Source organism: Neorhizobium sp. T6_25, from assembly GCF_002968555.1.
Taxonomy (GTDB): Bacteria; Pseudomonadota; Alphaproteobacteria; order Rhizobiales; family Rhizobiaceae; genus Neorhizobium.
On record NZ_PVBL01000005.1, the window covers coordinates 186,757 to 210,883 of the forward strand.

General features: G+C 62.3%; 22 protein-coding genes and 1 riboswitch. Of the genes, 13 read left to right on the top strand and 9 right to left on the bottom strand.

Annotated features, from left to right (window positions below; genetic code table 11):
• The first annotated feature begins 149 nt into the window (after window positions 1-149).
• The 3 genes from C5L10_RS09115 (at window position 150) to ubiA (ending at window position 3,389) form a co-directional block, all read left to right on the top strand.
• Window positions 150-1,406, top strand: a complete 1,257-nt coding sequence (locus C5L10_RS09115; protein WP_105429372.1) for a cyclopropane-fatty-acyl-phospholipid synthase family protein — start codon at window positions 150-152, stop codon at window positions 1,404-1,406.
• Between the two features lie 100 nt (window positions 1,407-1,506).
• A complete protein-coding gene (locus C5L10_RS09120) occupies window positions 1,507-2,316 on the top strand; it encodes a MipA/OmpV family protein (protein ID WP_105429373.1) in 810 nt (269 codons plus the stop codon).
• Between the two features lie 122 nt (window positions 2,317-2,438).
• Window positions 2,439-3,389: a 4-hydroxybenzoate octaprenyltransferase gene (gene ubiA / locus C5L10_RS09125; RefSeq protein ID WP_105429374.1), complete on the top strand. Its 951-nt coding sequence runs from the start codon at window positions 2,439-2,441 to the stop codon at window positions 3,387-3,389.
• 81 nt (window positions 3,390-3,470) lie between these two features.
• Here the strand turns inward: ubiA and C5L10_RS09130 are convergent, their stop codons facing one another.
• On the bottom strand, window positions 3,471-4,037 hold the full coding sequence (locus C5L10_RS09130; RefSeq protein WP_105429375.1) for a DUF6101 family protein: 567 nt from the start codon (window positions 4,035-4,037) through the stop codon (window positions 3,471-3,473).
• Window positions 4,038-4,341: 304 nt separating this feature from the next.
• Here C5L10_RS09130 and C5L10_RS09135 point away from each other — a divergent pair, with 304 nt between their 5' ends.
• Window positions 4,342-6,930, top strand: coding sequence for a DUF1217 domain-containing protein (locus tag C5L10_RS09135; protein ID WP_172716957.1), 2,589 nt, complete (start codon window positions 4,342-4,344; stop codon window positions 6,928-6,930).
• 16 nt (window positions 6,931-6,946) lie between these two features.
• Here the strand turns inward: C5L10_RS09135 and C5L10_RS09140 are convergent, their stop codons facing one another.
• Genes C5L10_RS09140 through C5L10_RS09155 form a run of 4 tightly spaced genes read right to left on the bottom strand, consistent with a single transcriptional unit; the run spans window position 6,947 to window position 10,421 of the window.
• Window positions 6,947-7,327, bottom strand: coding sequence for a winged helix-turn-helix domain-containing protein (locus tag C5L10_RS09140; RefSeq protein ID WP_105429377.1), 381 nt, complete (start codon window positions 7,325-7,327; stop codon window positions 6,947-6,949).
• Window positions 7,324-8,769: an FAD-binding oxidoreductase gene (locus C5L10_RS09145; protein ID WP_105429378.1), complete on the bottom strand. Its 1,446-nt coding sequence runs from the start codon at window positions 8,767-8,769 to the stop codon at window positions 7,324-7,326. The genes C5L10_RS09140 and C5L10_RS09145 overlap by 4 nt, the downstream gene beginning before the upstream one ends.
• 26 nt (window positions 8,770-8,795) lie before the next feature.
• Window positions 8,796-9,773, bottom strand: a complete 978-nt coding sequence (locus C5L10_RS09150; RefSeq protein WP_105429379.1) for an L-threonylcarbamoyladenylate synthase — start codon at window positions 9,771-9,773, stop codon at window positions 8,796-8,798.
• A 33-nt stretch (window positions 9,774-9,806) separates the two neighbouring features.
• Window positions 9,807-10,421, bottom strand: coding sequence for a DUF6656 family protein (locus tag C5L10_RS09155; protein ID WP_046664900.1), 615 nt, complete (start codon window positions 10,419-10,421; stop codon window positions 9,807-9,809).
• Between the two features lie 165 nt (window positions 10,422-10,586).
• A riboswitch (cobalamin riboswitch) is annotated at window positions 10,587-10,818 on the top strand.
• Between the two features lie 102 nt (window positions 10,819-10,920).
• Between C5L10_RS09155 and C5L10_RS09160 the strand changes: the two genes are divergently transcribed.
• The 3 genes from C5L10_RS09160 to C5L10_RS09170 all read left to right on the top strand — a co-directional run bounded on the left by C5L10_RS09160 (window position 10,921) and on the right by C5L10_RS09170 (window position 13,329).
• Complete coding sequence (locus C5L10_RS09160) at window positions 10,921-12,165, top strand: aromatic ring-hydroxylating dioxygenase subunit alpha (RefSeq protein WP_105429380.1); 1,245 nt, start codon at window positions 10,921-10,923, stop codon at window positions 12,163-12,165.
• A gap of 99 nt (window positions 12,166-12,264) precedes the next feature.
• Window positions 12,265-12,687, top strand: coding sequence for a BA14K family protein (locus C5L10_RS09165; protein WP_105429381.1), 423 nt, complete (start codon window positions 12,265-12,267; stop codon window positions 12,685-12,687).
• Between the two features lie 192 nt (window positions 12,688-12,879).
• On the top strand, window positions 12,880-13,329 hold the full coding sequence (locus tag C5L10_RS09170) for a BA14K family protein (RefSeq protein WP_105429382.1): 450 nt from the start codon (window positions 12,880-12,882) through the stop codon (window positions 13,327-13,329).
• Between the two features lie 67 nt (window positions 13,330-13,396).
• On the opposite strand, the gene C5L10_RS09175 is transcribed toward C5L10_RS09170, so the two are convergent.
• Window positions 13,397-14,392: a transporter gene (locus C5L10_RS09175; RefSeq protein WP_105426236.1), complete on the bottom strand. Its 996-nt coding sequence runs from the start codon at window positions 14,390-14,392 to the stop codon at window positions 13,397-13,399.
• Window positions 14,393-14,526: 134 nt separating this feature from the next.
• Here C5L10_RS09175 and C5L10_RS09180 point away from each other — a divergent pair, with 134 nt between their 5' ends.
• The 5 genes from C5L10_RS09180 to C5L10_RS09200 all read left to right on the top strand — a co-directional run bounded on the left by C5L10_RS09180 (window position 14,527) and on the right by C5L10_RS09200 (window position 18,192).
• The gene (locus C5L10_RS09180; protein WP_105429383.1) at window positions 14,527-14,742 is read left to right on the top strand and encodes an antitoxin MazE family protein; all 216 of its coding nucleotides are present in this window, start codon (window positions 14,527-14,529) and stop codon (window positions 14,740-14,742) included.
• Complete coding sequence (locus tag C5L10_RS09185; RefSeq protein ID WP_105429384.1) at window positions 14,742-15,062, top strand: type II toxin-antitoxin system PemK/MazF family toxin; 321 nt, start codon at window positions 14,742-14,744, stop codon at window positions 15,060-15,062. Before C5L10_RS09180 ends, C5L10_RS09185 begins: the two co-directional genes overlap by 1 nt.
• 108 nt (window positions 15,063-15,170) lie before the next feature.
• A complete protein-coding gene (locus tag C5L10_RS09190) occupies window positions 15,171-16,964 on the top strand; it encodes an acyl-CoA dehydrogenase (protein WP_105429385.1) in 1,794 nt (597 codons plus the stop codon).
• Between the two features lie 11 nt (window positions 16,965-16,975).
• Window positions 16,976-17,734 carry a crotonase/enoyl-CoA hydratase family protein gene (locus tag C5L10_RS09195; protein WP_105429386.1) on the top strand — a complete coding sequence of 253 codons (759 nt, stop codon included), beginning with the start codon at window positions 16,976-16,978 and terminating at the stop codon, window positions 17,732-17,734.
• Between the two features lie 83 nt (window positions 17,735-17,817).
• Window positions 17,818-18,192, top strand: coding sequence for a hypothetical protein (locus tag C5L10_RS09200; RefSeq protein WP_105429387.1), 375 nt, complete (start codon window positions 17,818-17,820; stop codon window positions 18,190-18,192).
• Between the two features lie 38 nt (window positions 18,193-18,230).
• Here C5L10_RS09200 and C5L10_RS09205 read toward each other — a convergent pair whose 3' ends face one another.
• The 3 genes from C5L10_RS09205 to C5L10_RS09215 form a co-directional block, all read right to left on the bottom strand.
• Window positions 18,231-19,805: a heme peroxidase family protein gene (locus C5L10_RS09205; protein WP_105429388.1), complete on the bottom strand. Its 1,575-nt coding sequence runs from the start codon at window positions 19,803-19,805 to the stop codon at window positions 18,231-18,233.
• Between the two features lie 133 nt (window positions 19,806-19,938).
• Window positions 19,939-21,183 carry a class I SAM-dependent RNA methyltransferase gene (locus tag C5L10_RS09210; protein WP_105429389.1) on the bottom strand — a complete coding sequence of 415 codons (1,245 nt, stop codon included), beginning with the start codon at window positions 21,181-21,183 and terminating at the stop codon, window positions 19,939-19,941.
• On the bottom strand, window positions 21,180-21,944 hold the full coding sequence (locus C5L10_RS09215; protein ID WP_105429390.1) for a TlyA family RNA methyltransferase: 765 nt from the start codon (window positions 21,942-21,944) through the stop codon (window positions 21,180-21,182). The genes C5L10_RS09210 and C5L10_RS09215 overlap by 4 nt, the downstream gene beginning before the upstream one ends.
• 153 nt (window positions 21,945-22,097) lie before the next feature.
• Here C5L10_RS09215 and C5L10_RS09220 point away from each other — a divergent pair, with 153 nt between their 5' ends.
• The gene (locus C5L10_RS09220; RefSeq protein WP_105429391.1) at window positions 22,098-24,038 is read left to right on the top strand and encodes a methyl-accepting chemotaxis protein; all 1,941 of its coding nucleotides are present in this window, start codon (window positions 22,098-22,100) and stop codon (window positions 24,036-24,038) included.
• Window positions 24,039-24,127: the final 89 nt, after the last annotated feature.

A 24,127-nucleotide genomic window follows, 5' to 3' on the forward strand; every position in this document is an offset into this window, starting at 1 on the left:
TCTCAATCACAGCGTGCGGGCCGTCAGCCAAGGGTTTGACGGCCCGTTTTTTTATGTCATTTTCGTGGCTGCAATGTGCTTGAAAGTCGCACAGAAACGACTAGATTTTGGATTAGTAAGGCGTCCTTAGTATTATTGGAGGTGGGTCCGTGGCCTCGTCCCTTCACAATCTTCTCAGCAAAATCATCAAGACTGGAACTTTAATCGTACGCGCTTCGGGCGGCGAGCAGCGTTATGGCGGCGGCGGTGGGCGGTCCGTTTCGATACGGTTTACCGACGAAGCCGCGGAACGCGAACTGGCGGCGGATCCTCCTTTGAAGCTCGGCGAGCTCTACATGGATGGTCGTCTCGTCATCGATGACGGCGACATCTACGAGTTCCTGGCGCTTATCAAGGACAATACCCTCAGCGAAGGCCTGACCTTCGGGATGATCTGGCGCGGCATCGCCCGCGTGCTGGTTTCCCAGTTTCGCAATCGCGTGCCGATCAACCACAATCGGCGCAACGTCGCCCATCATTACGATCTCAACGAAAAGCTGTTTTCGCTCTTCCTCGACGAGGACTGGCAATATTCCTGTGCCTATTTCAATCCGCCGGGCATTTCGCTCGACGAGGCGCAGATCGCCAAGAAGCGCCACATCGTCGCCAAGCTGCTTGCCGAGCCGGGCCAGAAGGCGCTGGAAATCGGCTCCGGCTGGGGCGGCATGGCCATGTATCTGTCGGAATCCTCCGGCGTCGATGTGACCGGCATCACGCTCTCGACCCAGCAGCTCAAGATTTCCCGCCAGCGCGCCGCCAAGCGCGGCCTTGCCAACAGCGTCCGCTTCGAGCTGCAGGACTATTATTACTTAGCCCCGGACAAGCGTTATGACCGCATCGTTTCCGTCGGCATGTTCGAGCATGTGGGCCGGCTGAACTATCAAAAGTTCTTCGACAAGGTGAACGACGTACTTGCCGATGACGGCGTCATGGTGCTGCATTCGATCGGCCAGCCCTATCCGGCCCTGATCAACAATCCCTGGATCGAGAAATACATCTTCCCGGGTGGTTACATTCCGGCGATCTCGGAAGTGATGCCCGCAATCGAGAAGGCCGGCCTGCTCGTCTCCGACATCGAAATCCTGCCGATGCACTATGCCCATACGCTGCGCCACTGGCGCGAGCGGTTCATAGCCAACAAGGACAAGGCGGCGGCACTTTACGACGATCGTTTCGTGCGGATGTGGGAGTTCTATCTCGCCGGTTCGGAAATGGCCTTCACCCACGAAAGCTTCTTCATCTTCCAGATGCAGATCGTCAAGAAACGCACGGCCGTTCCGGACAATCGCGACTACATCTACGAGCGCGAGGCGGAGCTCAGGGCCTTCGAAGAAAGCCGCATCCCGCTCGACAAGGTCGCCGTCTGATTTTTCGCTTGGTTAACAAGCTGGCAATGGAAATGCGATAATGGAACAGAAATCCCCAGTGGGGTCTCTGTTCTGTTTTGCGTTTTCAGGATCCATTGCCATGTCCCTGCCTCTTCGGGCTGCCCTTTTCATTTCTGTCTTTTCGATCGTTTCTCCCGGCAGCGCCGGGGCCCAGGAAGGTTTCTGGTCCGGCGACTGGTACCTGACGCTCGGCGGCGCCGGTTTCGTCGCACCGAAATTCGAGGGCGACAACGGCCGCAGCCTGCAATTCTCGCCGATCATCTCGCTCGGCCGCCAGAACAGCAAACAGGCGCGCTTCTCCTCCCGCAACGACAGCATCTCCTTCGCGCTGATCGACCAGGGTTCGATCCGCGCCGGCGTGGCGGCCAAGCTGATCATGCCGCGCGACGGCGATACGTCCGACGACCTGAAGGGCCTGAAGAAGGTCAAGCTCGGCGGCGAACTCGGCGGCTTCGTCGATATCTATCCGACCGACTGGATCCGCGCCCGGGCCGAAATCCGCCAGGGCATCCGCAGCCATGACGGCGTCGTCGCCGATGTCTCGGTCGACGCCTTCACCGATCTCCAGCCGGATCTCAGGCTTTCCGGCGGTCCCCGGGCGACCTGGGCAAGCAACGGCTACAACGACGCCTATTACAAGGTCACCCCGAGCGAGTCCGCGGCGTCGGGCCTCTCCGCCTACGATCCGGGCAGCGGCCTGCATTCGGTGGGCGTCGGTGCGGCGTTGACCTGGAAGGCGACCGAACAGCTCGAGCTCACCTCGTTTGCCGAATACAAGCGGCTGACGGGCGATGTCGCCGACAGCAGCCTGGTGCGCGAGCGGGGATCCAAAAATCAAGTGATGTTCGGCGTTTCGGCAAGCTACAAATTCGGCTTCTCGCTTCCCTAAGTCGTGAGCGTGCTCACGACGGAAGGCGTAGCGCTTCCACGCTGTGAGGCGCGGCTCTTCCGCGCCGGGAGGCGACAAAGCGCCGGCTTGACCGTAGCGTTCGGCCGGCGCTAGAACCGGCCATGACGAACGCCGACGATTTCAGCGGCCGCGTGGCCGACGCTCCATCCGACAACTGGGTCTACCGCGTTCTGCCGCGGCCGGCCTGGCCCTATGCGCAGCTTGCAAGGTGGGACCGGCCGATCGGCTGGCAGCTTCTGATGTGGCCGTGTTTCTGGTCGGCGGCACTGGCGGCGAATGCTGCGAAGGAGGAGGGCGCATTTTCCCTCGGCCTCCTCGTTTTCCACCTCGTGCTGTTCTTCTTGGGCTCGGTCGCCATGCGCGGTGCCGGCTGCACCTATAACGATCTGGTCGACCATGACATCGACATGGAAGTGGCGCGCACCCGCTCGCGGCCGCTTCCCTCCGGCCGCGTCTCCCGCTTCGAGGCCAAGGTCTTTATCGCCGTGCAGGCATTGGTCGGTCTGCTCGTCCTCGTCCAGTTCAACGCTTTCACCATCCTGCTCGGCATCCTGTCCCTGGCAGTGGTGGCGATCTATCCCTTCGCCAAGCGGTTTACCGACTGGCCGCAATTTTTCCTGGGCCTCGCCTTTTCCTGGGGTGCGCTGATGGGCTGGGCCGCAACGTTCGGCAGTCTGTCATTTGCCGCCCTCTGGCTCTATCTCGCGGCCATCGCCTGGACGATCGGATACGATACGATCTATGCCCATCAGGACAAGGAGGATGACGAGCTGATCGGGGTACGCTCGACCGCGCGTCTGTTCGGCGACAATACCAAGCCTTGGCTGATCGGCCTTTACGGCCTTACGCTCGTCTTCCTGCTGCTCGCTTTCGGATCGGCCGGCGTCGGTTTCCTGGCCTATCTCGGCCTTTTCGCCGCGGCGCTGATGTTCGGCTGGCAGGTTCTGGTCCTCGATATCGACAATGGCGACCAGTGCCTGAGGCTTTTCAAGTCCAACAACCGGGTCGGCGCGATCCTGTTTGCCGGCCTCCTCCTGTCGCTCGCCCTTTAACGGAAAAAGCCCGATCGGTTGACGATCGGGCTCCCTCCCATGTTATCGCGAGCGGTGGTGGACAAAGGGACAAGCAAAGCCCTACCGACGCGCGATAATCTCCTTGCCTTCGATCTTCATCGTCACGCCGAGGCTGCCGGTGTTGCGGCGGACCAGGAAGCGCGGACGACGGGCGGCGAAATAGGAATGACGGCGACGCTGCCTGACGGCATTGGTGCGCACGTCGCCGATATGGTTTTCCAGCGGCCGGGCGATGCCGTCGGCTTCCACCATCAGCATCGGAATGCGATAGGCGTCCGACCAGCTCCGCCAGTCGGCGGCGATGTCGCAGAGGTCGTGGGCGACGAGCAGCGGAATGCACAGATCCGGATCGTCGTGATGCAGTTCGAGCGTGACCGTCACTTCGCCGTCGCCGTGGTCTATGGCGCGGGCCGCAACCCCTTTGAAGGCGCGAGCAGGCAAGGCGAAGGAGAGCGGCAGGCCGCTTGCGGGAAGGATCTTACGCAGCACGGCGCCGCGTTCGTCGATGGTGATGGAGACATCTCCTGATGTCTCGCGCAGCGCATAGGTAACCTGCTGCGGGAAACGAGACGGATCGAGCCTGAATGTCGACCCTGCCCAAACGGGCTTCAGAACAGTGTTGGTCATCGATATGCTACCCTTGTTTTACCTGAGAGCCGTTGCCGGTTTCTCTACGGGACTTTTGTCCTCTGATAGCCAAAGCATAGGGCGGGCCATGTTCGAGACTGCTTAAAAATAGCGGTTAAAGAAGCCTTGCCTGCCTGGATGGTTAGCGAAAGGGCACGCTTTTGGGTTTCCGGAAGGTGAATCGCGGCATTCCTGTGCAGGCCTGGGACAATCCCGGCGGGACGCCGGAACGCCCAGAAAAGCCCCGGGCAAGGCTAGGTCGCGATGATTGCGGCAGCATCATTCCGACTCGTGGGGCCTTTCCGTGGTATCGACCTATCTCACCTTCGATCTTGTCAATCGCGACATGCAGAAAAGCCTGAAGACGATCGCTGGGCAGACGATGGTGGTCAGCGACACGAAATACTACCAGGAAAATATCGGCAAGATTAAAACGGTCGACGAGTTCCTCGACAACTATCGTCTCTATTCCTATGCGATGCAGGCGCATGGCCTGGACGACATGATCTACGCCAAGGCGTTCATGAAGCAGGTGCTGGAAAGCGATCTCAGCGACGACAACAGCTTTGCGAACCGCCTGACCGACGATCGATATCAGAATATCGCCGCAGCCTTCAATTTCGGCGTTTCCAACGGAGAAGGGGCCGCCGCCCAGTCCAATGGGCAGATGGAGGAGCTCTTCGATACCTATGACCAGACGATCGCCGCCCAGAACGATGTGTTCGAGGACGACACCCGTTATTTCAAGGCGATGCTGGGCGAGACCGGCAATATCACCAACGTCGATCAGCTGCTGGCCAATCCGAGGCTCCGCGACTATCTGTTCACCGCCTACGGCATCGATACGAAATACTACAATTACAATGCGATCCGCGGCGTGTTGGTTAGCGATCCGGCCGATCCGACCAGCTTTTACAACACCGCCTACGGCCACACTCTCGACCAGCATAATGCGATGAAAACCGAGGACAGCGAGCTTGCCGAGCGGCTGAGCCTCAGCACCGGCATTCCCGCTCTGCAGGACTCGATCGCGCTTGGCCAGCAGAAGAAGACCGATCTCGAAACCCAGATCGCCGCCAAGCAGGATGAGTTGAACAATGGCGGCCCGGCAAGCCTCCAGGCTGAGATCGACGCCATGCAGGTGGAGTTGACCAAGACGGTGGAGGCGATCCAGAAGGACCAGACCACCCTCGCCACATCGCAGACGCGCTATACCGAACTGGATGGCAGGCTGGTGCCGATCGCCCAGACGGCCGAGCGGCGCGCTGAACTTGCAAAGCTCATCGCCGCCGGAGCGTCCGATGCGCCCTATCTCGGATTGATGAAATCGCTTGCCGAGGACTTCAACTTCAACGCGGACGGCTCGGTGCCGGCAGGCGGCGCGGTCACTCCCGAAAAGCTGCTGGAGATCGTCGGCGGCTTCTTCAACAAGCAGACCCGTATCACGCATGCCGAGGCGATGTTCAACCAGGAGCTCTTCGAGCAGGAGCTCAAGACGGCGGACAATGTCAGCGACTTCATCGACGACCCGCGACTTCTCAAATATATCAGGGTCGCCTTCAATCTCGACAAGGCCACGGTCGTGAAATCGACGATCGAACAGATCCTGACGAGCGACCTCTCCGATCCGGACAGCTATGCGAACCGCTTTGGGGATACCAATCCGGAATATCTGGATCTGGCGAAGGCCTTCAATTTCAATACCGACGGTACCGTCGCCGCCGGCCAGGCCCAGGACGAATTGCAGACCAGCTCCACCCGCAGCAACTACATGAGCCGCTGGGACGACAAGCAGGAAGCGGATCTCGACAAGGCCATCAAGTTCTACAAGCTCGACCTTGCCGCCGTGAAGACGCTTGACGACTTCCTGAGCAAGGACGCCCAGGACTCTTACGAGTTCGCTCTGGAGGCGGTTGGCCTCGACCCGGCGACCGTTTCGAAACTGACGATCAAAAGCGCCCTGAAAAGCGACCTTTCCGATCCGAACAGCTACATCTACAAGCTGAAGGACGAACGTTTTATCTCGCTTGCGAAGCTTTTCAATTTCGACAGCAAGGGCGGCGTCACGCGGCAGGTGCTGCTCCAGTCCAATGCGGCGATCACCAACGTCGCCAAGGACTATATCCTGCGCAAAAGCCGGTTCATGGAAGGCGACGAACTCAAGGCGGCCAGGGCGAAGGCCCAGACCGAGGCGAAATATTATACCGACGCGATGCAGCGTATCGGCAGCCGCGACGAGCTGCTCGCCGACCGCAAGACGCTCGACATTCTGCTGATCTCCAAGGGGATAGATCCTTCCACGGTCACCAACGACTTTTTGAAGGAGGCTTTCAACTCGGATCCCGCCGATCCCGAGAGCTTCGTCAATACCCAGACGGACAAGCGGTTTGCACAGATCGTCGGCACCTTCAATTTCGATGCCAAGGGCGAGATCGACCGCAGCTCGGCAGGCGAGGCTCAGAACGGTGGCGAAGTTGTCGCGACCCAGGACCTTTACGTCCGCCAGATGCTCGAAACCCAGCAGGGCGAGGAAAATCCGGGCGTCCGCCTCGCGCTTTATTTCGAGCGCATGTCCGACAGCATCACCGACCCTTACGTGATCCTCGGCGACGAGGCGCTGATGGAGTTCTTCCGGATCACCTTCAGCCTACCCCCGGAAATCGGCAACATGGATGTCGATCAGCAGGCCAAGATAGTCGAGAAAAAGCTCGATCTCGAGGACCTGGCCGATCCGGAAAAGGTGAAGAAATTGGTGCAGCGCTTCACGATCATGTACGATCTGGAGAACAGCGTGAATACGGCATCGGCGGTGAGCATCCTAAGCGGAGGCGGCGGCTCGGCGGGCATAAGCTCGGATACGCTGTGGGCATTGTCCCAGATCAGGATGAGCTGAGCGCGAACCGCTCTTCTCAGGCGTCGTCGCTCTTGTCGGCCGTCTCGAAGTGCGGATCGGCGTTCGATTCGAGCCAGTCGAGGTCTGCGCGCATGGCGTCGCGGCTTGCCTTTTCCATCCGCCGGTAGCGGGACAGCAGTTCCTGGCCGAATTCGGTCAGGCCCGCACCCCCGCCGCTTTTCCCGCCATGGCGGGTAAAGATCGCCGGCTCCTTGAACATCCGGTTGATTTCGTCTCCGAGCAGCCACGCCCGCCGGTAGGACATGCCGATCGAGGCGCCCGCCGCCCGGATCGAGCCGTGTTCGGCGATCAGTTCCAGAAGCTGCGCCTTGCCCGGACCGAGCCGCACGCCATTGTCGAGGTCGATTCGTATAGTGGTCTTCGACGGCTGGCTCATGGAATGACCACGACCTTGCCGGGGTTCATGATCCCGGCTGGATCGAACGCCTGCTTGATGCGCCGCATCAGGTCCATCTCGATCGGCGAGCGGATATGGGCAAGCTCGTCGCGCTTCAATTGACCGATGCCGTGTTCGGCCGAAATGGACCCACCGGCGGCGAGTACGATGCCGTGGACGATCGCGTTGATTTCCCGCCAGCGGCCGATGAAGGCTGCCTTGTCGGCGGCCATGTCGGCGCTGATCGGCTGCGAGATGTTGTAGTGGATGTTGCCGTCGCCGAGATGGCCGAAGGCGCAGACCCGGGCGCCCGGCATGGCTGCCAGCACCGCCTGCTCGGCTTCTGCCATGAAGGCTGGAATTTTCGAGACCGGCACCGACACGTCGTGCTTGATCGAGCCGCCTTCGGGTTTCTGCGCGTCCGACATGCTTTCGCGCATGTGCCAGAGCGCCTTCTGTTGCGCAACGGAGGAGGCAATCACGGCGTCACGGATGAGGCTGGCCTCGAAACCCTGTTCGAGCAGCGATTGCACCATGGAGCTGGCCGTCTCGGCGGAATCGGAGGTCGAGATGTCGATCAGCGCGTACCACGGATGCGGTTCGGAGAGCGGATCGCGCACGCCCTCTATATGCCGGGTGACGAATTCGATGCCGATGCGCGGCATCAGCTCGAAACCGGTCAGCGCCGTGCCGCAGAGGTTCGAGGCCCGCTCGAAGAGTTTTAACGCGTCTGCCGGCGAGTTGAGGCCGGCAAGTGCGACCTGATGCCCGACCGGCTGCGGAAAGAGTTTCAGCACTGCGCCGGTAATGATGCCGAGCGTGCCCTCCGCGCCGATGAACAGGTCGCGCAGGTCGTAACCGGTATTGTCCTTCTTGAGCCGGCGCAGGCCGTTCCAGATCTCGCCGGTTGGCAGCACCACTTCGAGCCCGAGGCAGAGCTGGCGAGTATTGCCATAGGCGAGCACGGCGGTGCCGCCGGCATTGGTGGAAAGATTGCCGCCGATGCGGCAGGATCCTTCCGAGCCGAGCGACAGCGGAAACAGTCGGTCGACGGCTTCTGCCGCCTTCTGCACGTCGGCGAGGATGGCGCCGGCATCGGCGACCAGCACGTTGGCGACCGGATCGACATCGCGGATGCGGTTCATCCGTTCGAGCGAGACGATCAGGTCGTTGCCGCCGGTACGCGGAGTTTGCCCCCCGACGAGGCCGGTATTGCCGGTTTGCGGCACGATCGGCGTGCCGGTCTCGCTTGCAAGCTTCAGGATCGCCGACACTTCCTCGACCGACCCTGGCTTCAGGAGCATAGGCGAAGAACCCTTGTAGAGCCCGCGGCCCTCGACGAGATGCTGCGCAAGATCGTTCGCGTCGCGCAGGACGTGGTTCTCACCGACGATCGCCGCGAAGCGGTCGAGAAGCTCTGGATTCGGCCCTGAAATGTCCATCGGCGTCTCCTCCTCTTTGTCCCGTCTTATTCCCGCGGGGCGGCCGCCCTCGCCAGCCGGTCATTGATCGCTTCCCCGAGCCCATGGTCGGGAATGGGCGTGACGGCGATGCTGGCGGCACCGGTGGCGTCGGCGCGCTTCAGGTAATCGAACAGATTTGCCGCCGCCTGCGCAAGGTCGCCGGACGGGCTCAGGTCAAAAACCGCCGCGGCGAGTTCCATTCCCTTCACCGGAGCGGAGCCGAGCCGAATCAACGCCTCGCCGGCCTCGACATGGTCGGCGTTGAGCCTCACCGCTGCACCGGGCGCATAATGAGAGGCCAGCATACCCGGAGCCTCGATGATCGCCGCCGGTCCCTCAGGCCGGATCACCGCAAGACCGGTTGCCGTCTCGATCTCTTCCGCGGCCACCCCGCCCGGTCTCAGCAGCCGGATCACGCCGTTCTCGACGCGGACGATGGTCGATTCGACACCGACCGGAGCCGCACCGCCGTCGATGATCAATGCCAGCTTCTCGCCCAGGTCGTCGGCCACGTGGCGCGCGCTGGTCGGGCTCACCTTGCCGGACGTGTTGGCGCTGGGGGCCGCGAGCGGTTTGCCGAAGGCGCGGATCAGATCGGAAGCGAAACCCTTGGGAAGCCGGATGCCGACCGTATCGAGCCCGGCCGTCGCCAGTGCATGGATGCCGCTTTCGGGCTTCAGGGGAAGGATTAGGGTGAGGGGCCCCGGCCAGAAGGCTTCGGCAAGCCTGCGCGAGATCGGATCGAAGTCGGCATAACGCTCGGCCATGTCGAGATCCGACATGTGGCAGATCAGCGGGTTGAAGCGCGGCCGGCCCTTGGTCTCGTAGATGCGGGTGATGGCGGCGGGATTGGTGGCGTCGGCCGCAAGTCCGTAGACCGTCTCGGTCGGGATCGCCACGGGAAGGCCGTCGCCAAGGACGGTGCAGGCTTGGGCAAGCGCACCGTCGTGATCCCGGGTGATGTCGATGATTTGAGCCGTCATATCCGCCCGTCAATAACGCGGACCCGGGCGTCTTCAAAGCTTTTTGATGATCTCGCGGAGCATTTCGTTGGAAGTGCCAAGCATCAGGACATTCTTGATGGCTTCCATCGGATCATTGGTCTGGAACAGAAGGCCGTTCTTGCGGATCGTGCGGTTGATCTGCAGCGGCTGACCCGCCTCGCGTTCGACAGCGACGGCAAAATACATGCGCGAATAGGCCGGGCTGATATGTTCGAAGAACGTCTCTTCCTCGCCGATCTTGGAGAAGAAGTTGGCGATATAGAACGACCAGCTTACCGGGCCGCCGCGTGGAAGAAACGTTCTTGCCGCGGTGACATGGCAATAGCCGAGATGCGGCCGTTCATCGAGCGTGTGGTGGAAGATGATCTTCGGAAACTTGATCGAGCGATGGAAGGAGTTGATCCGGTTGTGGCTCGTCTCGCCGGCCGCCTCGAGCCTTTTGCCCGTGCGCTCGGCGACTTCGTTATGGGTGAGATAGCGGCGCTCTTCCGGCAGCCAGATCGGATTGTAGCGGGCGATGCGCCCCGTCCGGAGAAATTCGGAATGGGAAGCAGTCTTCACCACCACCGGCGCCGGAGGCGGTGGTGGAGGAGCTTTGTAGTAACGGATCTTTCCCTTGGCCTGCACGGTGGCATCGCTCCCATTCACGCCGGGATTTTATGGCTTATCCCTTAATGACAGGTTTCGCTTTCGCGGGGCTGGAGTGTTGCATTTTGGGCCGTTTCGCCGCTGTCGCCAACGCGGTTGCCGATGTCGCAATGTCGCCTATGCGACACGCTCGCTCGATGATTATATCCGCCTCGATCTTGAGGTGCCGCCTGACTAGGGAAGGCGGAGAATTGGGAAGCCGGCAGGGGTCTTTAGAAACCCTAATCCGGCGCTGCCCCCGCAACGGTGGTGGAGCAACAAAGCTTGGTAGAGGCCACTGGGAAAGAGCCGAAAAGGCCGCCCGGGAAGGCGCCGAGCCCGTCCCGCAACGGACAGCTCCTGAGCCCGGAAACCAGCCTTGGGATCAAAAATGACGACCGGACGCGGCGGGCGTTCGGGACAGGGTGTTGGGGTGGGCCTTGAAGGCCGGCCGGCATTTCCATGTCCTTCCGCTGTCCACATTGACGAGGAAGATAATATGGAAATTCGCAATCAGGCCCTGCGGCAGCTCAAGAACCGTCGTGAAGGCTTCAGCCTCGAACAACCCTTCTATACCGATCCCGCCTATTTCAAGCTCGATCTGGAAATGATCTGGTATCGCGACTGGCTGTTCGTCGGGCATGATTGCGAGCTGCCGAAGGCGGGAGCCTATTTCACCCTGCAGATCGGCGATTATCCGGTCGTCGTCGTGCGCGGCCGCGACAACCAGATTCGGGCGCTGCACAATACCTGCCGCCATCGCGGCAGCCGCGTCTGCACCAAGGAGCATGGCTCGGCGGTCCGGCTCGTCTGTCCCTACCATCAATGGACCTACGAGCTGGACGGCTCGCTTCTGGTCGGCCGCCAGATGGGCCAGGACTTCGACAAGACCCAGTTCAGCATGAAGAAGGTCCATTGCGAAAGCGTGGCGGGCTTTATCTTCATCTGCCTTGCCAACGAGGCGCCGGATTTCGCGCCGGTTCGTGCGGCGATCGAGCCCTATATGGCCCCGCATCGCCTCTCGGAAGCCAAGGTCGCGCACCAGTCGACGATTATCGAGAAGGGCAACTGGAAGCTCGTCTGGGAAAACAACCGCGAGTGCTACCACTGCGCCGCCAACCACCCGGAGCTCTGCCGCACCTATCCGGAATCGCCGACTGCGACCGGCGTCCAGGGTGCCAAGGACGATCCGGTCATCGCCGCCCATTGGCAGCGTTGCGAGGAGGCCGGGTTGCCGAGCGAGTTCCGCATGGACGAGACCGGCCAGTTCCGCGTCGCGCGCATGCCGCTGATCGAGGATGCCGAGAGTTATACGATGAGCGGCCGCAACGCCGTGCAGCGCAAACTCTCCGAGGACGTGACGATCAACTCGATCGGCACCATGCTGCTCTTCCACTATCCGAGCAGCTGGAACCACATTCTCGGCGACCATGCGATCTCGTTCCGCGTCACCCCGCTCGGGCCGGAGGAAACGGCGGTCACCACAAAATGGCTGGTTCACAAGGATGCGGTCGAGGGCGTCGACTACAATCTCGAAGAACTGACCCATGTCTGGAACATGACCAACGACCAGGACCGCCAGATCGTCGAGGAAAACGCCTTCGGCATCCGCTCGCCCGCTTATGAGCCGGGTCCCTATTCGCCACATCACGAAGGCGGAGTCATGCAGTTCGTCGAATGGTATTCGAACTTCATGGTCAACCGGCTGCAGGGCGATCAGGCGCAACTTTCGATCGTCGCCTGATCGCCAATTCGTGATCCGCGCCAGGTGCCCCGCCCGGAACGGAATCTCACATCCGCCGTTGTTTTCTCATTGAAAATCAGAATGAGGAAAACGCCTAAGATGAATGCTCTTCGTTTGCGCCTGACGGCAGTGGCAGTCGCCGTCGCGACCATGTTCGCCGGTGTCGTCCCTGTACAGGCAGTTCAGATGCCGGCGCCCCCGGCCGGCCTTTCGGCCGCCGGCGATATCACCAACGTCCAGTACCGTCGCGACTTCCGGCGTGACCGCTATGGCTGGTATCGCGGCCACCGCGGTTATCGCGATCGCCGGCCCGGCTACCGTTATTACAACGGGTTCTGGTTCCCGCTCGCCGCCTTCGGCGCCGGTGCCATCATCGGTGGCGCCATACAGGCCGACCGGGGCGGTTATTCGAGCCGTCACGTCGCCTGGTGTGAAAGCCGCTATCGCAGCTATCGCGCCTGGGACGATACCTATTCGCCGCGCGCCGGCGTGCGGGCACGCTGCATCTCGCCTTACAGGTAAGCAAGCGTTGACCATCCCTCCGCCAAGCCCGGTCGCGGCATATGCCGCGGCCGGGCTTGCTTCGTCGCGGCGCACGTTAATTGCGCATTCAGGATGAACTTCCTAAGGTCGCGGCAAAATTGAAATCCACTGCATACTGAAATAATTGGCTGTCGAAAATTGAAACATAGACAAGGGATCTGGGGACTTAACATGACTCTTTTGAAGAAGATCGCGGTTGCTGGCATCTCCGCTGCCGTTCTTGCCGGCTCTCTAATGCCGGCGCAGGCGATGCCGCTGCCGTCCGCTCCGACCGCCGGGATCGAAACGGGCGCCAACGCCGACGTGACCCTCATCCAGTACCGTCGCCATGGCGGCGGCTGGTATGGCGGGCATCGCGGTTATCGCGACTACCGTCCGGGTTATCGCCGCCATAACGGCTACTGGTTCCCGCTGGCGGCATTCGGTGCCGGCGCCCTGATCGGCGGCGCCATCGCCGCCCAGCCGCGTTATGCCGAGCCGGCTCCAGCCTATGGCGGCGACGATATCAATCCGCGCCACTATGAATGGTGCACCGATCGCTATCGTTCCTACGACGCCTATTCGAACTCGTTCCAGCCGAACTACGGCCCGCGCCAGACCTGCTATTCGCCTTATTTCTAAGAGCCCCCGGCAGGCACCATCCCACCCGTCCGGTATCGACCCCGGGCGGGTTTCGTTTGTCGAGCGGTCAGAGAATGCCGGTGCGCTTCAACAGCCACCAGGCGGCAAGCACCGAAATGCCGATCAAGCCGAAGGCGTAGGCCGTCCCGCCGGAGCCCCCTTCGAAGGGCAGCGAGGAGGTGTTCATTCCGAAAAAGCCGGTGACCAAAGTCGGCGGCAGCAGGAACGCGGTCATCAGCGACAGGATGTAGAGGTGACGGTTGGTCTCGGAGGAGAGCTTCGAGTCGATTTCCTCGTGCAGCAGTCGCGCCCGCTCCTGCAGCGCGTAGACGTCGTGGTCCGCCGCCTCCAGCCGGCCGATCAGCCGCGAGGCGGCGTCGTCGAAACCGGGCGGCATCTCGTCGTCATCGGTCGCCGCTGCGCGCCGCAGCAGCGTCAGCACCGTCCTCAGATGCCGGTGCAGCCTGACCACCGTCCGCCTGATCGGGGCGAGGCGGCGGCGTTCATCGCGCGGCGTGTTGTCGTAGACGAAATCCTCGATGATGTTCATCTCCTCGGTGAGTTCCATCACCAGCACGATCAGCGTGCGCTGGAACTCGGCGACCAGTGTCTCGAACACGTCGATCGGCTTCTTGTAGCGCGAGGCGTTCTTTTCTATCGCCGCCCGCACCCGGTCGATCGAGCGCAGGGGCTGCAGGCGCGTGGTGATGATGATCCTGTCCGAGACAAAAAAATGCAGCCAGCCGATATTGCGTGTCTCGCTGTCGAATTCCCGCTGGAAATCGACCAGCGTGCCATAGACGAGCTGCTCGTCGAGCGTCACGGCGGCGTGCGTGTCGTGGGTGGTGAGTGCGGCGAGAGCCGGCGGTGTCAGGCCTGGAAAGCTCTCCAGGAAGGCGTTGACCCGGCTGTCGGCCAGGTTGAGATGCAGCCACAGGAAACCGTCGCCGACATCGAGATCGCTGCGCGCCGCATCGAGCGGCAATCGGGTGCAGGGCGCCGATCCCGGATGGAAGCGATAGGCCCAGACGAGGCCTGGGACAGCGGGGTTCATGAGGGACATGGGCGAGGAATCCGGAAGCATAGGCATCACTCCATAGACCCCTTGTGTAACGCTCGTTTCAACAAGATTCTCTAAAAATTCCTTGAACGGTCCAGTGCCATTTGTTACATGTAACAAATCAAGGAGTATTTCATATGGCCAGTTCCGTGAGTGAGCGCGTCAGAAAGCGTCGTGAAAATCTCCGAGCGTCCGGGTTGCGTCCAGTGCAAATTTGGGTTCCCGATACGCGGCGCCCTGGTTTTGCAGAGGAATGCCATCGGCAGTCGCGCTTGGTCGCGGCGGCGGATGCAGCAGATCCCGATCTGATGAAATTTCTGGATGAGGCCCTTGCTGATCTCGGGGAGCAATGATGCGCAGGGGCGATCTTGTGACGGTTGCTCTGGCTGGTGATTTCGGAAAACCGCGCCCCGCCCTTGTGATCCAATCCGACCTCTTCGACACGGACACGCTGACGGTTCTGCTGCTGTCCAGTACCATTGTTGATACGCCGCTCATCCGCATCATGGTCCAGCCCACGCCCAGCAACGCGCTCAACAGCCCCTCCCAGATCATGATCGACAAGGCGATGACCCTCAAGCGGGAAAAGATAGGGAGGGTCTTCGGCTCGATCGAAGATGAGACTCTGATAGCCGTGAACCGGTCGCTTGCCGTGTTCTTTGGCTTGGCCTGAACATTGACAATCGCATTTACGTTTACGTAAAAAGCAAAGCGAGGATGGTGGCTGACTAGAATCGGCCAGGTTAGGGCAGTCACAGCTGCGCCCAGGAGGAGAAGCATCATGTACAAGGCACCGGTCGAGGAAATCGCCTTCACCCTGAACCATGTGGCGGGCCTTTCGGACGCCCTGGAGATCGGCAGGTTCGGCGACTTGAGCGCCGATCTGGTCGAGGCGATCCTGGAGGAGGCGGGGCGGTTCGCCGGCAACGAGATGGCGCCGCTCGGCGAGATCGGCGACAGACAGGGCGCGCGCCTGACCGACGGCAAGGTGACGACGCCGGACGGCTGGCCGGAACTCTATCGCCATTGGCGCGAGGGCGGCTGGAACGGCCTGACCGCGCCGGAAGCCTATGGCGGCCAGAACCTGCCGCATATGCTGAACGTCGCCGCGCTCGAAATGTGGAATTCCGCCTCCATGGCTTTCGCGCTCGCCCCGACGCTGACCATGGGCGCCATCGAGGCGCTGGTCGCCCATGGCAGCGAGGCGCTCAAGGAAAAATACCTCGCAAAGATGGTCTCCGGCGAATGGACCGGCACCATGAACCTGACCGAGCCGCATGCCGGCTCCGATCTCGGCGTCCTGAAGACCCGCGCCGAACGCAGCGACGACGGCACCTACCGCATTTTCGGCCAGAAGATCTTCATCACCTGGGGCGAGCACGATGCCGCCGACAACATCATCCATCTGGTGCTGGCGCGGCTTCCCGACGCGCCTGCCGGCACCCGCGGCATCTCGCTTTTCCTGGTGCCGAAATTCCTGGTGGGCGACGACGGATCGCTGGAGGCGCGCAACGACGTCTTCTGCCATTCGATCGAACACAAGCTCGGCATCCACGGCTCGCCGACCTGCACGATGATCTATGGCGACGGCAAATATTCTCCCGGAAACGAGGAGGACAAGGGCGCGATCGGCTGGCTGATCGGCGAGGAAAACAAGGGCCTCGCCTGCATGTTCACGATGATGAACAATGCGCGCCTGGCGGTCGGCATGCAGGGCGTGGCGATCGCCGAAGCCGCAACCCAGAAGGCGGTCGCCTTTGCCAAGGAACGCACCCAGGGCAAGGCGCCAGGCTGGTCGGGGACCGGCATGAGCCCGATCATCGACCATCCGGACATCGCCCGCACGCTGATCACCATGAAGGCACTGACCCAAGGCGCTCGCGCCATCTGTTATGCCTGCGCCCACGCGACCGACATGTCGCACCATACCGAAGGCGACGAGGCCCGCCACTGGACCGAACGGGCAGCCCTTCTGACGCCGATAGCCAAATCCTTCGCGACCGATGCCGGCGTCGACGTGGCTTCGCTCGGTATCCAGGTGCATGGCGGCATGGGCTTCATCGAGGAGACGGGCGCTGCCCGTTACCTGCGCGACGCCCGCATCGCGCCGATCTACGAGGGCACCAACGGCATCCAGGCGATCGACCTCGTGATCCGCAAGCTGCCGCTCTCTTCGGGAGACCAGGTGCGTGGCTTCATAGGGGAGTTGAAGGAGATCGCCGACAAGGTCTCGGCCTCCAACGATATGGCATTTGGCGAGACGGGCGACCGTCTGCGCGCCGCCATCGCCGCGCTCGAAACCGCCACCGGCTGGCTCCTGGAAACTCAAGTCGCCGGCAGGACCGCCGAGGCGCTCGCCGGCGCGACGCCCTATCAGCGCCTGTTCGGCCTGGTGCTGACCGGCTGTTACCTCGCCAAGGGCGCACTTGTTGCTGCCGATAACGGCGGCCCGGAAAAGCGCGTCGCGCTTTGCCGCTTCATGGCCGAAAACCTGCTTGCCGAAACCTCGGCATTGAAGGACCGCGTGATTTCAGGCGCCGAGAGCTTGCAAGCCGCCCGCGCGATCCTGGCCTGAAGGAGACATCCGTGAGCGACACCCATATCCTCGTCGAGCGCCCCGAGACCCAGCCGGGCGTCATGGTGATCCGCTTCAACCGGCCGGAAAAGAAGAACGCCATCACCTCGGCCATGTACAACCGCATGACCGCCGCGCTCGAAGAGGCGAACCGCGACGACGCCGTTCGCGCAGTCGCCTTCCTCGGCACCGAAGGCTGCTTCTCCGCCGGCAACGACATGGGCGATTTCCTAGCCTATGCCATGTCCGGATCGAAGGAGGCGCCTGCCGCCGCCGTTTTCATCAAGGCCTTGGCGCTTGCCGAAAAGCCGCTGGTATCCGGTGTCGACGGCCTCGCGATCGGCATCGGCACCACCTTGAACATGCATTGCGACCTGACGGTTGCCTCCGCCCGCAGCCTGTTCAAGACGCCCTTCGTCGACCTGGCGCTGGTGCCGGAAGCCGCTTCCAGCCTGCTGGCGCCGAAAGTCATCGGCCATCAGCGCGCATTTGCCATGCTGGTGGCGGGTGAGGGATTTTCCGCGCAGGCGGCGCTCGATGCCGGGCTGATCTGGAAGATCGTGGAGCCACAGGCGGTCGAAGCCGAGACGCTGGCGCTTGCCGCAAGCCTCGCGGCGAAACCGCCCCAGGCCCTGAGGATTGCCCGCGACCTGGTGCGCGGACCGCGCGACGCGGTGCTCGCCCGCATGGATGAGGAACTGGTGCATTTCTCCGCCCAGCTCAAGAGTGCAGAGGCGCGGGCCGCCTTCGAGGCCTTCATGCGACGTTAACGGTGTCCCGCGGGAAACTCCGCTCCCGTCTTCTTTTGACGCAACTTCGGCGCTAGATTGCCTCCACAATCTGGGAGGAAAGAATGTCCTATCGTTTCTGGTCGTGCTTGCTCGTGTTGCTTCTGGGATTAGCGCCGGCGCAGGCCGAGACGCTGGCTTTCCCATTGCAGAGCCAGCCGCTGCAGCTCTCCCAGAGCCCCTCCGTCACCATCGGCCCGAACGGCGTCATCATCCGCCGTGACGATGATCGTGACCGATATCGTGACGGGGACCGGGATCGCGATCGTGACCGCGATAGAGATCGTCCCCGCCCGCAGCGTTATGTCTGCGTCGTCTCCCCGCCGCCGAGCATGGATCGCCGTCGTCCCTATGTCTGCAACGCCGAACCGGGCCGCGTCGGCGGCCGTTGCCGCTGCTCCGGCGTGGTGGGCAGCGGCACGCTTGATCTGGATCGGTAAGAGGCCCGGCGGTCACCCGCCAGGCCGTTATCCACCGTTCAGCCGGTCGGGTTGATATCCCCCACGAAGCGTATCAGGTCGGCCATGGTGAAGTGGCCGGCCGTGGCACCCGGCAGTTCCGGCTTCCAGTTGGAGCGCAACCACAGGAACGACTCGTGGTCCCCGTGCACGAGGCCGAGGAACGTCTCGGCGACGATCGTCGAGGCCATCGGCCCCAGGCGCTCGCCCTGATGGTAGTGTTGCGCCTCCTTGAGCACGTAGTACCAGAGCGGCGTCTTGATATGCAGCCCGTGCCGCTCCGCAACTTCGCCGTCCTTGCCCTTGGCGATCTGCTCCGGCGTCATCGGCGTGAGACCCATCGCCCGACAGATATCCTGGCCGGATGGCAGGCCGATCTGTACGCCGCGCCGCAGGTTGCGGAAGGCAAGATTGGCTTCGCGCCTTTCGGTCTCGGTCGGATCCTCCCGAAGGCCGGGAAGTTCATGAAGCGAAGGCGTGATGAATGGATCCAGCCGCCGGGAGAAGTTGAAGGAAAAATCGGCACTGTCGGTTCCTTCGATATCGAAGAACCGCCGCCAGTCGATGGCCCAGTTCGACGGAAGAGCGACCTGCGGATTGAGCGGGAAGTCCAAAGGGTCGGGATCCAGTTCGCCGACGATCTTGCCCGACTTGCCTGTGAAGAAAAAGAGCAAGGGAAGCGTACCATTGGCAATCGCGCCGGGGCCGGGATGAAAGACGTGATTGTGGCTGTATGTCTCGCGCACCATCGAATGGCCGAGACGGTAGGCCGCCGCCGCAAATTCCGCGGGCATATAGGGCGTCTCGACGAACCGGTAGTAACGACGGCCGGCATCCTTGATCTTTCGGACGAGCCCCGGCTCAGTCAGCCTTTCGACGAAGTCGAACAGCACGACCCACTGATAGTGCCAGGTGACGATGCGTCGCGCCTCCTTGAAAAGCGCGGTTCCATCCAGGCCGGGTTGCTTCTCCTTGACCCACTCGACGACGGCATTGTGGAACTTGATCATCAGCAGGTGGGTCTGCGCGACGAGAAGGTTTTCGTCGTTTCGCTCATCGAAGATCAACGCGTGACCAACCTGGTTGCGCGGCAGATCGTTCGGCAGGGACGGGATTTTCTTGCCCGGCACGTTGTCGGGAGATTCCGCCGCATGCCCGACCAGCAGCTTCGGTGTGATCCTGAAGCTCACCGGATCGCGCTGGTAAAGATAGGGATGGATGCCGGGGCCATCTCCGTAGAGTGAATCGAGATCGAGTGCCGGACTTCTGAAATTCCTGGTTGCCAGAGGATCAGCCTTCTGCTGATCGAGCGGCGTGGTGTCGAGCGTGATGTCGTGATCGACGAATTGGCCGAAATAGGTAAAGTCCGCCGGGATGTTCCTGTTGTCACCCGCGGGGTCGGGGTTTTCGCCCGGATCCCCCGGCTCCTTCATCGCGCGGGCGAGTTCGATCAGGATATCGTCGTCGACATTGAGCGGATCCAGTTTCGGAAACATCCGCCCGAATTTGCCGGGATCCCCATGTCCGGTCAGAGACTGAAGCGTCTCCCAGTGCATGCCTCGGACGCCGTGTCCATGCATTGCGAATTCTGTCATGATTGCCCTCCTTCGAAGACCATCGCCACTCGTTATCCGCGGCTGATGGTTGCATCGAAAGGATGGCATTTTAACTTATTGATGCAAACAAATCGCCTGCAACTCAGAATTGTTTCCGATGTGCGAAGCGCCTTTACTTCTGCAGCAGTGCCACCGTCTCCACGTGTGGCGACCAGAGGAACTGGTCGATCGGGGTGACGGCCTTGATCTGGTATCCGCCGTCGACAAGAATTCTGAGGTCGCGGGCGAGCGTCAGCGGGTTGCAGCTGACCGCGACGACCGTCTTCACGCCAGACCGGACAAGTTCCTTCATCTGGACTTCGGCACCGGCGCGCGGCGGATCGAAGACGACGGCGTCGTAGTTCTTCAGTTCGGATACCATCATCGGCCGGCGGAAGAGGTCGCGCTTCTCCACCGATACCGGCTTCAGCCCCTGCGTGTTGCGGGCGGCGTGATCGAGCGCCTTGACCGACTTCTCGTCGCCTTCGACCGCATGCACCTTGGCGATGCGGGCGAGCCGGAGGGAAAATGTGCCGGAGCCGGCAAACAGGTCGATAATCCGCTTGGCCTTGCCGACATGCGACAGCACCAGTTCTGCCATCGCGTCTTCCGCCGGTTTCGTCGCCTGGGTAAAGGCGCCGGGGGGCGGCGAGACCTTGACGCCGCCGAAATCCACCAGCGGCTTCTGCAATTCGATGACGATCTCGCCATTGGCAGAAACCCGCGCGATGCTTTTCAGCGCCAGCACTGTCTCGGTGACCGTGCGCCGCTGCTTGTCGTCGAGCGGCTTCAGCCCTTCCGCGGCAAGGTCGAGGCCGGCAGGCGTCTCGAGAACCGCGATGCGGAACGTCTCCGAGCCCGTCGCCAGCGCCTTGCCCACCGCGCGGATCGCCTCGAGCCGGGCAACGATGCCGGGCGAGGCGATCGGACATTCGACGATCGAGACGATATGGTTGGTCTCGGCGCGGTTGAAGCCGAGCAGCAATTCCTTCTCGGTCCTGCGGGCGGAAAATACCACCCGCCGCCGCTCGCCGGGATGGGCGATGACCAGTTCGCCCACTTCAGGCGTCAGGCCCTTGGATTTCAGCGCCTCGACGACGAGGTTGCGCTTGAAGGCGTGGTAGGGCGCGTCGGCCAGATGCTGCAGCGAACAGCCGCCGCAGGCGTCGCTGTCCGGTCCGAAGTGGCGGCAGGGCGGCGTGACCCGGTCCGGCGACGGGTTGGAAGTCGACATGACCGTGCCGTGATCGCCGTTGCGGGCGATCGCCAGCGTTTCGCCCGGAAGAGCGTAGGGCACATACACCGGGCCGTCTTCGCCATTGGCGATGCCGTGGCCCTGCGCGCCGAGCCGGTTGATCGTGACGGTGACCGTGCTCATGACGGTTCACCGGGCTTCACGCCTGCGAGCAGGTATTCCTGGTTGCCGTCGCCGCCGACGATCGGGGAAGGGATCAGCCCAAGGCTCGCCCAGCCCATTTCTTCGACCAGCCAGCGTTCGAGTTCGGCTGCGACCTGGGGTGCTGTCTCCGGCTCCTTCAACAGCCCGGCCTTGCTGATCGCATCGCGTCCCGCCTCGAATTGCGGCTTGACCAGCAGCACGCAATGCGCGCCGGGCTCGGCAAGATCCAGGGCCGGCGCCAGCGCCAGCTTCAGGGAAATGAACGAGACGTCCGAGACGATGAAGGTGATCTCGCGGTCGTCGTAATCCTCGGCGGTCAGATAGCGGGCGTTGAGGCCTTCGATGTTGGTGACGCGCGGCTCGGCGAGCAGCCGCGGATGCATCTGCCCGTGGCCGACGTCGATCGAGGTCACATGCTCTGCGCCGCGCATGACCAGCACTTCGGTAAAGCCGCCGGTCGAGGCGCCGATATCGAGACAGTCGTGGCCGGCCGGGTCGAGCTTGAAGTGATCGAGCGCCGCCACAAGCTTCAGCGCCGCGCGGGAGACGTAATCCTGCGCCGGGTCGTCGATCGTGAGTTGCGCGTCGAGCGGGAAGGTGAGGCTCGGCTTGGTGACGACACGGCCGTTGACGGTAACGGTGCCGCGGGCGATCGCGTCGCGCGCACGGGCTCGGCTCGCGACGAGATTGAGCGAGACGAGAAGCTGGTCGAGGCGTTGGTTTTCGGGAGTTGAGGACATGGGTGCAGTCAATGCCTGCCTATCGCCTGGCTTGCAAGGGGCTTGATCCATGAAAACTTGCGGCCGCGTTCAATCAAATTTTAATCATGTTGGGATTCTCTCCAGGTTGGAGGAGATCCCCAATGCTGTTTCAACTGAGAGCGGAAGCCACTGATGTCGCTTAAAAACCTATCCCTGAACAAGAAGCTGATCATCACCTTTGCGGCGTTGATGTCGGTCTGTCTGCTGGCGTCAGCCGGCGTTTATTGGCAGGCCTTGAAATCGAGCCGTTCTTCCGCGCAGCAGGTCGTGTCCCAGACCATCCTGATGCACGTGGACGCAGCGCTCGAAGCCATGCTGGAACAAGCCGTCAATCAGCGCGGCTTCCTGCTCTTCAAGAGCGACAGCACCTATGCGGACGTCTTCAACAACCGCGAGAAGATGATCGCGGCGATCGACGCCGCCAAGAAGGCCGCCGTCGGCATGCCGGATATGCTGACTTCGCTCGATGCGATGCGGGCCGCAGCCGATGTGTTCCACACCCAACTCACCGTTCCGCAGCTCGATGCGCGCAAGAACACCAGCAAGCCGATCGACGAAGTCATCGAGATCGGCCGCAACCAGTCCAAGGGCCAGCTCGACGTCTTCCGCGAGGCTGCCGGCAAGATCAAGAAGCAGGCTTTCGACCTGTCCACCGCCATGGTCAACGCCCAGACCCGCGCCCACACCGACCTGTTGCTGACGCTTCTGATCGGCGGCGGTATTGCCGGCCTGATCGCCGTTGGCCTGGTGCTGGCCCTGTCGCGCGTCATCGTCAAGCCGATCGTCGGCATGACGGACGCCATGACCAGCCTGGCAGGCGGCAATCACGACATCCAGGTTCCGGCTCTCGAACGTGGCGACGAAGTCGGCCGGATGGCCAAGGCCGTCACAGTCTTCAAGGACGCGGCCATCGAAAAGCAGCGCCTGGCCCGCGATGCGGATATCCTGCGCGACACCAGCGAGCGTGAGCGCGTCGACAACGACGCCCAGAAGGCCCGCGAAGCCGCCAATCTCGAATTTGCGATCGACGCGCTTGCCACGGGACTTGCAAGCCTTGCCGATGGCGATGTCGCCTACCGCATCGAAAAGCCCTTCTCCGGCAATCTCGACCGGCTGCGCACCGACTTCAACCAGGCGCTCGGCCGGCTGCAGTCAGCCCTCCAGGCGGTCGGCGAGAACGCCTCGGCGATCAGCTCCGGCGCAGGCGAAATCCGCTCCGCGGCCGACGATCTCGGCCGTCGCACCGAACAGCAGGCCGCAGCCGTCGAAGAGACAGCCGCAGCACTCGAACAGGTGACGACGACGGTGAAGGAATCCGCCCGCCGTGCAGAAGATGTCGGTCAGCGCGTCGAGCGGACCCGCATCGGTGCCGAGAAATCGGGCGAGGTGGTCCGCCGGGCGGTCTCCGCCATGGAGCAGATTTCGAAGTCGTCCGGCGAGATCAGCAATATCATCTCGGTCATCGACGACATCGCCTTCCAGACCAACCTGCTCGCGCTCAATGCAGGCGTCGAGGCGGCCCGCGCCGGCGAAGCGGGCAAGGGTTTCGCGGTCGTCGCACAGGAAGTCCGCGAGCTCGCTCAGCGTTCCGCCAATGCGGCAAAGGAGATCAAGGCGTTGATCACCACCTCCAGCCAGCAGGTGGATGCGGGCGTCGCGCTGGTCGGCGAGACTGGCCAGGCGCTGGAAGCGATCGTCGGTGAAGTGCAGCAGATCAACCAGCACCTCTCCGCCATCGTCATCTCCACCCGCGAGCAGTCGACCGGCCTCCAGGAGATCAACACCTCGGTCAACGCCATGGACCAGGGCACGCAGCAGAACGCCGCCATGGTCGAAGAGCAGAACGCGGCAAGCCACAAGCTTGCCCAGGAAGCCCAGGCGCTCGATGCCCTGCTGAGGCAGTTCAACTTCGGGGGCACACCGGCGGCCCGGACCTCTCGTCCGGTTGCGGCCCCGTCTGCAGCCCGTCCGGTGGCATCGCCGGCAAATGCCCTCCGTTCCACCGTCGCCCGCGCCTTTTCCGGCAAGGCGGCGAGCGCCGCGGCCGTGAAGGAAGAGTGGTCGGAATTCTGATCCGCCCATATGGCTCGATCTCAAAGGCAGGCCGGAAGACCCTCCGGCCTGCCTTCTCTGTTTCAGCATTTGCGTCTATCTTCCGGCGG

Bases quoted from the DNA above. Each gene is read 5' to 3' on its own strand.
- C5L10_RS09170 (WP_105429382.1), top strand. From the start codon at position 12,880: ATGACTCTTTTGAAGAAGATCGCGGTTGCTGGCATCTCCGCTGCCGTT.
- C5L10_RS09140 (WP_105429377.1), bottom strand. From the start codon at position 7,327: ATGAGCCAGCCGTCGAAGACCACTATACGAATCGACCTCGACAATGGC.
- C5L10_RS09150 (WP_105429379.1), bottom strand. From the start codon at position 9,773: ATGACGGCTCAAATCATCGACATCACCCGGGATCACGACGGTGCGCTT.
- ubiA (WP_105429374.1), top strand. From the start codon at position 2,439: ATGACGAACGCCGACGATTTCAGCGGCCGCGTGGCCGACGCTCCATCC.
- C5L10_RS09205 (WP_105429388.1), bottom strand. From the start codon at position 19,805: ATGACAGAATTCGCAATGCATGGACACGGCGTCCGAGGCATGCACTGG.
- C5L10_RS09210 (WP_105429389.1), bottom strand. From the start codon at position 21,183: ATGAGCACGGTCACCGTCACGATCAACCGGCTCGGCGCGCAGGGCCAC.
- C5L10_RS09145 (WP_105429378.1), bottom strand. From the start codon at position 8,769: ATGGACATTTCAGGGCCGAATCCAGAGCTTCTCGACCGCTTCGCGGCG.
- C5L10_RS09165 (WP_105429381.1), top strand. From the start codon at position 12,265: ATGAATGCTCTTCGTTTGCGCCTGACGGCAGTGGCAGTCGCCGTCGCG.
- C5L10_RS09185 (WP_105429384.1), top strand. From the start codon at position 14,742: ATGCGCAGGGGCGATCTTGTGACGGTTGCTCTGGCTGGTGATTTCGGA.
- C5L10_RS09180 (WP_105429383.1), top strand. From the start codon at position 14,527: ATGGCCAGTTCCGTGAGTGAGCGCGTCAGAAAGCGTCGTGAAAATCTC.
- C5L10_RS09190 (WP_105429385.1), top strand. From the start codon at position 15,171: ATGTACAAGGCACCGGTCGAGGAAATCGCCTTCACCCTGAACCATGTG.
- C5L10_RS09160 (WP_105429380.1), top strand. From the start codon at position 10,921: ATGGAAATTCGCAATCAGGCCCTGCGGCAGCTCAAGAACCGTCGTGAA.
- C5L10_RS09215 (WP_105429390.1), bottom strand. From the start codon at position 21,944: ATGTCCTCAACTCCCGAAAACCAACGCCTCGACCAGCTTCTCGTCTCG.
- C5L10_RS09130 (WP_105429375.1), bottom strand. From the start codon at position 4,037: ATGACCAACACTGTTCTGAAGCCCGTTTGGGCAGGGTCGACATTCAGG.
- C5L10_RS09120 (WP_105429373.1), top strand. From the start codon at position 1,507: ATGTCCCTGCCTCTTCGGGCTGCCCTTTTCATTTCTGTCTTTTCGATC.
- C5L10_RS09175 (WP_105426236.1), bottom strand. From the start codon at position 14,392: ATGTCCCTCATGAACCCCGCTGTCCCAGGCCTCGTCTGGGCCTATCGC.
- C5L10_RS09200 (WP_105429387.1), top strand. From the start codon at position 17,818: ATGTCCTATCGTTTCTGGTCGTGCTTGCTCGTGTTGCTTCTGGGATTA.
- C5L10_RS09220 (WP_105429391.1), top strand. From the start codon at position 22,098: ATGTCGCTTAAAAACCTATCCCTGAACAAGAAGCTGATCATCACCTTT.